The 9,521-nt window shown below is 62.2% G+C and carries 10 protein-coding genes; 4 read left to right on the forward strand and 6 right to left on the reverse strand.

Features of this window, described 5'->3' with window-relative positions; all coding sequences use genetic code 11:
- Nucleotides 1-4: 4 nt before the first annotated feature.
- Nucleotides 5-1,012: an ABC transporter substrate-binding protein gene (locus JQ597_RS29815; protein WP_409363340.1), complete on the reverse strand. Its 1,008-nt coding sequence runs from the start codon at nucleotides 1,010-1,012 to the stop codon at nucleotides 5-7.
- Nucleotides 1,013-1,128: 116 nt separating this feature from the next.
- On the opposite strand from JQ597_RS29815, the gene JQ597_RS29820 reads away from it, so the two are divergent.
- The 3 genes from JQ597_RS29820 to JQ597_RS29830 all read left to right on the forward strand — a co-directional run bounded on the left by JQ597_RS29820 (nucleotide 1,129) and on the right by JQ597_RS29830 (nucleotide 6,066).
- Nucleotides 1,129-1,848: a GntR family transcriptional regulator gene (locus tag JQ597_RS29820; RefSeq protein ID WP_212269052.1), complete on the forward strand. Its 720-nt coding sequence runs from the start codon at nucleotides 1,129-1,131 to the stop codon at nucleotides 1,846-1,848.
- Between the two features lie 203 nt (nucleotides 1,849-2,051).
- Complete coding sequence (locus JQ597_RS29825) at nucleotides 2,052-2,489, forward strand: response regulator (protein ID WP_212269053.1); 438 nt, start codon at nucleotides 2,052-2,054, stop codon at nucleotides 2,487-2,489.
- Nucleotides 2,490-2,559: 70 nt separating this feature from the next.
- Nucleotides 2,560-6,066 carry a PAS domain S-box protein gene (locus JQ597_RS29830; protein ID WP_212269054.1) on the forward strand — a complete coding sequence of 1,169 codons (3,507 nt, stop codon included), beginning with the start codon at nucleotides 2,560-2,562 and terminating at the stop codon, nucleotides 6,064-6,066.
- A gap of 154 nt (nucleotides 6,067-6,220) precedes the next feature.
- On the opposite strand, the gene JQ597_RS29835 is transcribed toward JQ597_RS29830, so the two are convergent.
- Nucleotides 6,221-6,859 carry a response regulator transcription factor gene (locus tag JQ597_RS29835; RefSeq protein ID WP_212001077.1) on the reverse strand — a complete coding sequence of 213 codons (639 nt, stop codon included), beginning with the start codon at nucleotides 6,857-6,859 and terminating at the stop codon, nucleotides 6,221-6,223.
- Between the two features lie 152 nt (nucleotides 6,860-7,011).
- Here JQ597_RS29835 and JQ597_RS29840 point away from each other — a divergent pair, with 152 nt between their 5' ends.
- Entirely contained in the window at nucleotides 7,012-7,374 is a 363-nt protein-coding gene (locus JQ597_RS29840) for a hypothetical protein (RefSeq protein WP_212269055.1), read from the forward strand.
- A 189-nt stretch (nucleotides 7,375-7,563) separates the two neighbouring features.
- Here the strand turns inward: JQ597_RS29840 and JQ597_RS29845 are convergent, their stop codons facing one another.
- From JQ597_RS29845 to JQ597_RS29860, 4 genes are all read right to left on the reverse strand, one after another.
- Nucleotides 7,564-7,887: a PilZ domain-containing protein gene (locus JQ597_RS29845; RefSeq protein ID WP_212269056.1), complete on the reverse strand. Its 324-nt coding sequence runs from the start codon at nucleotides 7,885-7,887 to the stop codon at nucleotides 7,564-7,566.
- A 3-nt stretch (nucleotides 7,888-7,890) separates the two neighbouring features.
- Nucleotides 7,891-8,748, reverse strand: a complete 858-nt coding sequence (locus JQ597_RS29850) for a CheR family methyltransferase (protein ID WP_212269057.1) — start codon at nucleotides 8,746-8,748, stop codon at nucleotides 7,891-7,893.
- 31 nt (nucleotides 8,749-8,779) lie between these two features.
- On the reverse strand, nucleotides 8,780-9,169 hold the full coding sequence (locus JQ597_RS29855; RefSeq protein ID WP_212269058.1) for a response regulator: 390 nt from the start codon (nucleotides 9,167-9,169) through the stop codon (nucleotides 8,780-8,782).
- Nucleotides 9,170-9,195: 26 nt separating this feature from the next.
- Nucleotides 9,196-9,521, reverse strand: a 326-nt coding sequence (locus JQ597_RS29860; RefSeq protein WP_212269059.1) for a chemotaxis protein CheW, incomplete at its 5' end; no start/stop codon positions are given.

The raw sequence follows: 9,521 nt of genomic DNA on the forward strand, positions 1-9,521 counted from the left end.
CGCGTCAATTGCCCTTCAGGTCATGCGCCATCGGCAGGTAATATTCGGTCCACGCCTTGGGCTGGGTCTTCAGCGTACCGACCTTGAACAGATGGTTGGCGAATTTCATGGTGCCCTGCGGCTGCAGGTTCCACTCCATCATGCCGGGCTCCTTGAGCCAGGCCAGCAGATCTTCGGCGCTGGTCTTGTCGCCGGTGACTTCCTTGTAGATATCCACCGCCGCCTTGGTGTCGCTGCGGATCAGATCCTGCGCTTCCTTGGTGGCATCGCGCACCGCCTGGACAATCTTGGGATTGGCGTCGGCGAATTTGGTTGTCGTGAAGAACTGCGCCTGGCTCAGCGGCCCGCCCATCACGTCGGGCGAGGACAGCACGACATGGGCGCCGGGCACGTTCTTCAGTTCGAGGAACGTAAAGGGCGGGATCGCGAAATGGTTGCGAACCTCGTGCTGGGCGTTGGTCATCGCGACATAGGCATCGGGATGGCCGAGCTGCACAGTGTTGGGATCGAGCTTCGACCATTGGTCGGCGCCGAACAACTCGGCGGCCGCGATCTGCAGCACGATCGCCTGGGTCGAGACTTTCACGGTCGGCACCGCAATCTTGTCGTTGGGGCCGATATCTTTCAGCGACTTGATGTTGGCGTCGCGGCTGATCAGCGTCATCGGCTGTGCTGACGTCGCAACGATACCCTTGACGCCGCCGCGGGTGCGATCCCACAGCAGCAGCAGATTGCCGGTGCCGGTGTTGAGGATGTCGACGCCCCCCGCAAGCAGCGCGTCGGTCTGGGCGCCGCCGCTGTTGAAGCTGAGCCACTTGGTGGTGATGCCCGCAAGGCCCAGCGCCGCGGCGTGCTTTTCGATCAGCTTTTGCTTTTCCATGATGTGCGAGGGCATGTAGAAAATGCCGGGCTGCCGCGACAGCGCGATCTCGCTTTTCTGTTGCGCCAGCGCGGGCGCGCCCGACAGCGCCATTCCGAGTGCCGCGATTGCGCCTGCAGCGGCGCGCCACATCATGCTCTTCATCGTTGGTTTCCTCCGGCGGTCTCTACGCATTGACGCCCTCAAGGAGATGCACTAATATATTAGTGTATTTGAGGCAAGCACCTTCTGAAAGGACCGTTGTTCCGATGGGTCCAACGCCAATCGCCGCCCGCCGCGCCGCACCGCGTTCCCCCGAGCGGCTCGACCGCGACCGGCAGGCTGCGCCCCAGGTATTCGAGCGCCTGCGCGGCATGATCATTTCGCTGGAGCTGCCGCCGGGATCGCCGCTGTCGCGGGCCGCTTTGGCCGGGCAGTTCGGAATCAGTTCGACGCCAATCCGGGACGCCCTGATGCGGCTCGAAGAGGAAGGCCTGGTCGACGTGTTCCCGCAATATGCGACCGTGGTCAGCCGGGTCGATGTGCGATTGGCCCAGCAAGCGCATTTCCTGCGGCAGGCGGTGGAGCTGGAGATCGTGCGCGGGTTGGCGATCCGCCATGACGAAGCCTTCGTCGCCGAGCTGAATGGAACAATCGTGCGCCAACAGCAATTCGCCAAGGCCGGCGAGTTCGAGAAATTCATGGCCGCCGACAATGAATTCCACGCCCAGCTCTATACGGCGGCCGACAAGCAGGACATCTGGGCGCTGGTGCGCAGCCGCAGCGGCCATATCGACCGGCTGCGCCGGCTGCATCTGCCCTCCCCCGGCAAGGCTCAGGACATCGTGCGGCACCACAGGCTGATCGCCAAGGCGATCGACGCCGGCGATCCAGACGGGGCGCAGAAGCATCTGCGCACCCATCTGTCGGGAACGCTCAGCGAACTCGCCCAGATCCGGGCGCGGTATCCGGAATATCTGAGCGACTGAACGCCGCAGATTAATCCGCGCCATCAGGACGAATCGGCTCCGTTGCGGCAGCAAATTGCTCGCTGTCTACCCGACAACACGCGGATATGCGGTTTTCGGCAGGAACATCTGCAGCCGGGAAACCGTTGCAGGAGAACAAGGTTTCAGCGAAAATCGCAACCTGCCGTTGACCTGATTCCAGCGGGCGCCCGGAGAACCTTCTTTTGGCAAGAATATTGATAGTAGACGACGATACCGCGGTGCAGGCCACGGTCCGCCTATTGCTCGAGCGCGCAGGCCATAGCGTGGTCACCGCCGGTGACGGCCGTAAAGGGCTTGCGCTGTTCGAAAAGGAAGATTTCGATCTGCTGTTTCTCGACATCTTCATGCCGGGAATGGACGGGTTCGAGACCATGCGGCTGGTTCACCAGCTGCGGCCACTGATACCGATCGTCGTGATCTCGGGACGGCCGATATCTTCGGAAGAAGGCGCCGCCCCCGACTTCCTGACCATGGCGACCAAGCTTGGCGCCGTCTCCAGTCTGCAGAAACCGTTCAAACCGGCGGCCCTGCTGGCGATGGTCACGAACTGCCTGGAGGCCGCCAAACGCCTGTCGTCAAGTTCATCCCATGCCCCCGGCGGAGTTGCTTCCTGCCCGTAATGCGAAATAGCATTACCGGGTTCGCCCAGCCGCTTGCCCGGGATGAACGGGAGGGCGAACGAATCAAAAAATGACGCTCACAACCAGGCTTGCCATCGCCATGATTGCGTTGGTCGCGCTCGCGGTTTCCGCGGTCGGCTGGCTGAGCTATCGCAGCCTGGAACAGGCGCTGCTGCTGCGCGCCCGAGACCGCATCGAGACGCATTCGCGGCAGGTGGCGACCGACCTCGAATATTACGCAGCCAGTGCGACCGGAGATGTCGCGGGCTTCCGTTCGGCAGCGGCGTTGCGGGGACTGATCCGCGCCCGAAGGGCGGGCGGCGTCGATCCGGTGGATGGTGTCTCCGAAAAGACGTGGCGCGACCGGATAGCGACTCGCCTTGCAGCGGAACTCGAAGCCAAGCCCACCTATGCGATGTTTCGGATCATCAGCTTTGATGACGACGGCCGCGAGGTCGTCCGCGTCGACCGTATGGGACCAGACGACAGGATTCGTATCGTTCCCGAAGAGGGACTGCAGAAGAGAAGCGACCGAAACTATTTCACGGAAACGCTCGCACTCGGTCCCGGACAAATCTACGTTTCGCCGCTCGATCTGGGACGCCGCAACGGACTGATCGAGGAGACGCACAGGCCGACGATTCGCATCGCGACGCCGATCTTCGCCGATGACGGCAAGCCGTTCGGCATCTTCATGATCAATGTCGATATGCGGCGGGCATTCGACCGCGTGCGGTCGTCGATGTTGCCGGGCGAGACGATCTACGTCGTCAACCGGCAGGGCGACTATCTCATTCATCCCGATCGCTCACGCGAGTTCGGCGCGCTGCTCGGCAAGCCCAACGACTGGAAAGCCGACTTTCCGCAACTGGCGGCGCAGGCAGGGGCAACCCGCGGCATCGCCGAAATCGTCCCGGATCATGCTGCCCGCTCGGGCGGGATAGCTCTCGCCCCTGCCCTTCTGGCTGGTACCGAATGGGTTGGCGTGATCGAAACCACCCCCAACGCCGTGATCATGGCGCCGGCCGCCAGCATCAGAAACACCTCCCTTCTGGTCGGAACGATCGCCGTGTTGTGCGCGGCAGTGCTGGCCCTGCTGATCGCGAGGTCGCTGACCCGGCCGATCATTCGCCTGACCGCCGCCGTACAGGGCGCCGCCCGGAACGGGAAAGTCGCCATTCCGGTTGACGCTCGCGGCGAGACCGGCGTGCTGGCGCGCGCATTCGCTGACGTGATCGAGGAGGTCAACGAGAAGACCGCAGCACTGCAGCAGGAGGTTCAGGAGCATCGCCGCACCATCGCGGCGCGCGACCACCACGCCGAGCGCGAGCGTCTGTTCAGCGCGGCGGTCGAATCATCCAACGACGCGATCATCACGACGTCGCTCGACGGCACGATCACCGGCTGGAACTCGGCTGCGGAACGATTGTACGGATACAGTGCGGCGGAAGCGGCAGGCAAGAACATCGCGATCCTGATGCCCGCCGGCCGGCTGCCCGAGGTGCAGGACATCCTGCGCCGGATCGGCTGGGGTGAAAGCATCGAGCACAACGAAACCACGCGTCTTCGCAAGGACGGCACGCCGGTCGAGGTTTCGCTCAGCATTTCGCCGATCAAGGCGCCCTCGGGCGCGACCATCGGCATATCGAAGGTTGCCCGCGACATTACCGACAGCAACAAGACCCGGCTGGAGCTGCGCCAACAGGCCGAGGAACTTCGCCGCGTCTTCGAGACTTCGCAGGACCTGATCATGGTGACGGATTCACGGGGATCCGTGGTCCAGATCAGCCCGAGTTGCGCCGTCATCCTGGGCTATTGGCCCGGCGAGATGATCGGCCGCAGTGGAGAAGACTTCATCCATCCCGATCATCTCGAGAACTCGCGCCAGGAAATGCGCGCCCTGCGGCGCGGGCAACGCCCGACGATTGCGGACACGCGTTGCTTCCACAAGAGCGGTCGCGAAGTGTGGCTGTCCTGGCTCGGGGTCTGGTCCCAACCGGTGAGACGGTTCTTCTTTGTCGGCCGCGACATGACCGAGACCCGCCGGGCGCAGGAAACCTTGCGTGAAAGCGCACAGCTGGCCCGCGGGATCATCAACACGGCGCTCGATGCCTTTGTCCAGATGGACGATCAGGGCACGATCGCGGACTGGAATTCGCAAGCCGAGAATATCTTCGGCTGGACACGGGATGAAGCGGTCGGAGCCAAACTCAGCGAACTGATCATTCCATACGTCCATCGCGACGCGCACGCGGCCGGCCTGGAACGGTTCCTGCGCACCGGTGATGGGGTGATCCTCGGCCGCCGTCTCGAGATCGACGCGATGCGACGCGACGGCAAGGAGATCAAGGTCGAACTGAGTGTCACCGCGCTGAAGCGCCGCAACGGCTTCGTGTTCAACGGTTTCATACGCGACCTCACCGACAAGATCGCCACTGAGGACCGCATCCGGCAGTCCGAGAAGATGGAAGCCGTCGGCCAGCTCACCGGCGGCATCGCGCATGATTTCAACAATATCCTGACCGTCATCACCGGGACGATCGAAATCCTGGCCGACGCCGTCAAGGACGAGCCGCAACTCGCGGCCATCACGCGGATGATTGACGAAGCCGCGTCGCGCGGCGCCGACCTCACCCAGCATCTATTGGCATTCGCCCGCAAGCAGCCGCTCGAGCCTCAGGAAACCGACGTCAATACGCTGATCATCGACACCGCGAAACTGCTGCAGCGTACGCTCGGCGAGCATGTCGAGATCGAATCGGTATTTGAAGACGAATCCTGCCCGGCGATCGTCGATCCCAATCAACTGGCCACCGCCATCCTCAATCTCGCCCTCAACGCCCGCGATGCGATGCCTGACGGAGGCAAGCTGATCATCGAAACCGGCATGGTCGTACTCGATGAGCATTACACCAGGACGCACAATGACGTCCGGCCGGGCCGCTACGCGCTGATCGCAGTCAGCGATACCGGAACCGGCATTCCGGCTGGCATCCTCGACAAGGTGTTCAATCCGTTCTTCACCTCGAAGGGGCCGGGCAAGGGAACCGGCCTCGGGCTCAGCATGGTCTACGGCTTCGTCAAGCAATCCGCCGGCCACATCATGATCTACAGCGAGGAAGGCCACGGCACGACGATCAAGATGTACCTGCCGCCGGCCTCAGGCACGTCGCTTGCGGCCGGGCCGAGCCACGGGCCCACGGTCGAGGGCGGCAATGAGACGATCCTGGTGGTCGAAGACGACGCGCTGGTGCGCAATTACGTGCTGACGCAACTGCATTCGCTCGGCTACGTCACGATGGATGCGGGGAACGCGACGGAGGCGCTCGCGATCGTCAAAGCCGGCCACCCCTTCGACCTGCTGTTCACCGACGTGATCATGCCCGGCCTCAACGGCCGCCAGCTCGCCAACGAGATGCTGAAGATCAAACCCGGGCTGAAAGTGCTGTTCACGTCAGGCTATACCGAAAACGCGATCATCCACCACGGCCGGCTCGACGAGGGCGTGCTGCTGCTGGCCAAGCCCTATCGCAAATCGGATATGGCCATCATGATTCGCAAGGCCCTCGGCGACTAGAGCCTTTTCCGTTCCGATTTAAATCGGAACGGGGTTCTAGATTCTAGATTTGACGCGTTTTCTTGACGCGAACCGGTGTCCACTTCGCTGGAAAACGCTCTAGCGGCCTACAGCTGCCGCGCATTCTCGCGAAAGCTGCACCGTCGCCGTCCACTCACGCCTGACGCGAAGTGGTCATCACGATTCGGACCAGGTCAGCGGCGTTGCGTGCCCCGAGCTTCTTCATGATGTTGGCGCGGTGATCCTCGATGGTCCGCGGGCTGATCCCAAGGTGCCTGCCCGCTTCCTTGTTGGACGCGCCGGCGGTGAACTGCTCGAGCACTTCGCGTTCGCGGCGGGTGAGCGGCTCGCGTCCGGGAAAATGCAGCGTCGCGATCCGGGACGCGGAGTTGTTTTCCGCCTGCCGGCGCGCATAGGCCTCGATCGCCTCGTCGAGCCGTGCGACGATCTCGCTGCCACGGAACGGCTTTTCAATGAAGTCCAGCGCGCCGCTCTTGATGGCGTTGACGGCCATCGAGATATCGCCTTGCCCGGAGATCATGAAGATCGGCGCAGGATAGTCCTCGCCGTGCAGTTCCTTCAGGATGTCGAGGCCCGATTTGCCGGGGATATGCACGTCGAGCAGGATGCAGGACGGCGTCCGGGTTCTTGCAACGGCCAGCAATGCGGCGCCGTCGGCAAAACAGATGACCTGATAACCGCCTGCCGACAGCACCATGGAAAGCGTGTCGCGCACGGCCGGGTCGTCATCGACTACAAAGATCTCCCCGCGGGAGTGGGCTTTCTCAGCCATGTTTCAACTTCCGTGCATGGTGAAACGTGACGCGCACTCGATATCGGTACTCAACTACATACCGCATCAAAACGCCCCCGTATTTGTACGGGACGTTCGCTTAACGCACAAGTAGCAACGCGCCCCTAAAAAGTGGCCTGAGGAGTGCAGCTATGCAGAACCCCCAAGGCGGCGGCATCGCGATCGAACCCGACGACCGAAATAACGCGTACCGCTCGGTGGTATCGGATGTCATATCCCTGATCGAGCATGTCCAGGCGAGCCTGAGGCTGATCGAACAGGAGATCGCCCGCGAAACCGCGTCCGGCAGCCAAGACATCTCCACCAATGTCGTTGTGCTGGATGATGTGACGCCGCCCTATGTCAGGGCGACCGTGGCGTTGAAGGCCTGTGACGCCAATCTTGCCATCGCCCTCCACTCGCTGCTCGACCCCATGACACCGTCCAATACACCGGAGCAGGGCGCCAGCGATTATGCCTGGAGTCCGCCGGCGCTTTCGGTTCTCAGCGCGTAAGCGAATAGCGGCGCCGTGCCGCAGCAGCCCGCCCAATACGGCCGTCTGAAAATTGGGAACATCGAACCGGCCAGCCTGTATCGGCGGGTCCTTGCCGTTTGCCGCCATCCTGGCCCGGACGTTGCCTCGGCTTTTTGCCAATGAGCGATTTCACCGCCTGACCAGCGGTTCGGTGCGAAAGCTAGACGCTCAGGACATCATCTCTTCGGACTTCGACGCCGCGCCGGATCGCTTCTTGGCGTGCTTGCCCCTCAGGAAATGAATATCCATGTCGGTGCCGTTGACGCGCACCAGTTCGCAGCGGCGATAGGCGAGCCCGGTCGACGACAGCAGCAGAAAGAACTCCTTGAGGTTGAGGCCTTGAATGGAGCCCTCCACGGTCAACGTGGCCTCGGTATCGGAGATCGAGTTGAGTTGGCAATCCCGGCGCCAGGTTCCGTCAATCGCCATGATGCAGACGTCGTAACCCCGGCTGAACGTGACGCGCTCGGCTGCCTTGTTCTCTTCCGTCATTCCTCAACGCCCCGCCATTGCCGCGATTTTCGGCGCTGCCGTTGCCGCACGCGCTGCGTTCGGCCGATAGAGCCCACGCTTGTCCGGAAATGGCTTGAAGACATCGGTCAAGCCGACCACCGTCTCCGCCGCGCCCAGCACCAGGAAGCCGTCCGCTTCCATCGACTTGGCAAGACGGCCGAAGATGTTGATCTTGGTGTCCTGGTCGAAATAGATCAGAACGTTGCGGCAGAAGATGACGTCGAACATCCCGAGCTGCGAAAAATCGTGCAGCAGATTGAGTTGCCGGTGCTGCACCATGGCGCGGATGTCGGCATTGATCTGCCAGAGCTCGCCGTTCTGCTTGAAATATTTGACCAGCATCTGGATCGGCAGGCCGCGCTGGACCTCGAACTGGCTGTAGATGCCGGCCTTGGATTTCTCGAGCACTTCCTGGGAGAGATCGGTCGCGATGATTTCGATCCGCCATCCTGCAAGTGCTGCGCTCATCTCCTTCAGGGACATGGCCAGCGAATACGGCTCCTGACCGGTCGAACCGGCGGCGCACCAGATCCGGATGCTCTTGCGGGCCGCGCGTGCCTTCAGCACCTCGGGCACGATCGAATCGCGGAAATGATCGAACGGCACCTTGTCGCGGAAAAAGAAGGTCTCGTTGGTGGTCATGGCTTCGACCACCTGGGCGACAATCGTCGACGCGCCACCCTTCATTTTTTGCACGAGTTCGCTGATGCCGGCGAGGCCGCATTTGCGCGACAGCGGCAGCAGGCGGCTTTCGATCAGGTACTGCTTGTCTGCGGACAGGTCGAGACCGGAATGGTCCTTCAGGAGCTTACGCAGATACTCATAGTCTGGCGGGGTCACGGGTGGCCTCTCAAGGGCAAGCGGATAAGATTTAAACCGGAGTCGGTTCTGAAAGCTCGACCAAGCCGACTTCCTGGAACTTCGCGGCGACGATATCCTTGTCGAACGGCTTCATGATGTATTCGTTGGCGCCGGCATGCAGCGCGCGCGAGATATGGTCCATGCCGTTTTCGGTGGTGCAGAACACTACCTTGGGCACATCGCCGCCGGGCAATCGGCGCAGATGCCCGAGGAATTCATAACCGTCCATCACGGGCATGTTCCAGTCGAGCAGGACGGCATTCGGCATCGCGAGCTTGCAGACCTCGAGCGCCTTCTCACCGTCCTCAGCCTCGGTGATTTCAAAGCCCATCTCTTCCAGGATGCGGCGCGCAATTTTACGCACGACACCTGAATCGTCGACGACAAGACATGTTTTCATTTTTCGACCTCCTTATTCCGATCGTTCTATGCTGCGAGTGTGGTGGGCACGATTTCGAGGACGCGATCGACATCGAGGACGACCATGAGCTGGCCGTCGAGGCGGTGGACGCCGCCGGCGAGCTTGGCCATGCGGGGATCGAGATTGACGGGGTTTTCCTCGCGGCTGTCGTCGGGCAGCCGGAGCACCTCGCCGATCTGGTCGATCAAGAGGCCGTAGGACTCGCCGCGCAGGTCGACGCCAACCGCCATCGGCGGCTTGCCGTCGTCGTTTTTGGGCAGCCCGAGCCGGGCGCGCATGTCGACGACCGTGACGATGCGGCCGCGCAGATTGAGCACGCCGGCGATCTCGG

This window comes from Bradyrhizobium sp. AUGA SZCCT0177, assembly GCF_018130125.1.
Classification (GTDB): domain Bacteria; phylum Pseudomonadota; class Alphaproteobacteria; order Rhizobiales; family Xanthobacteraceae; genus Bradyrhizobium.

Bases quoted from the DNA above. Each gene is read 5' to 3' on its own strand.
- JQ597_RS29845 (WP_212269056.1), bottom strand. From the start codon at position 7,887: ATGACGGAAGAGAACAAGGCAGCCGAGCGCGTCACGTTCAGCCGGGGT.
- JQ597_RS29840 (WP_212269055.1), top strand. From the start codon at position 7,012: ATGCAGAACCCCCAAGGCGGCGGCATCGCGATCGAACCCGACGACCGA.
- JQ597_RS29835 (WP_212001077.1), bottom strand. From the start codon at position 6,859: ATGGCTGAGAAAGCCCACTCCCGCGGGGAGATCTTTGTAGTCGATGAC.
- JQ597_RS29830 (WP_212269054.1), top strand. From the start codon at position 2,560: ATGACGCTCACAACCAGGCTTGCCATCGCCATGATTGCGTTGGTCGCG.
- JQ597_RS29815 (WP_409363340.1), bottom strand. From the start codon at position 1,012: ATGTGGCGCGCCGCTGCAGGCGCAATCGCGGCACTCGGAATGGCGCTG.
- JQ597_RS29820 (WP_212269052.1), top strand. From the start codon at position 1,129: ATGGGTCCAACGCCAATCGCCGCCCGCCGCGCCGCACCGCGTTCCCCC.
- JQ597_RS29855 (WP_212269058.1), bottom strand. From the start codon at position 9,169: ATGAAAACATGTCTTGTCGTCGACGATTCAGGTGTCGTGCGTAAAATT.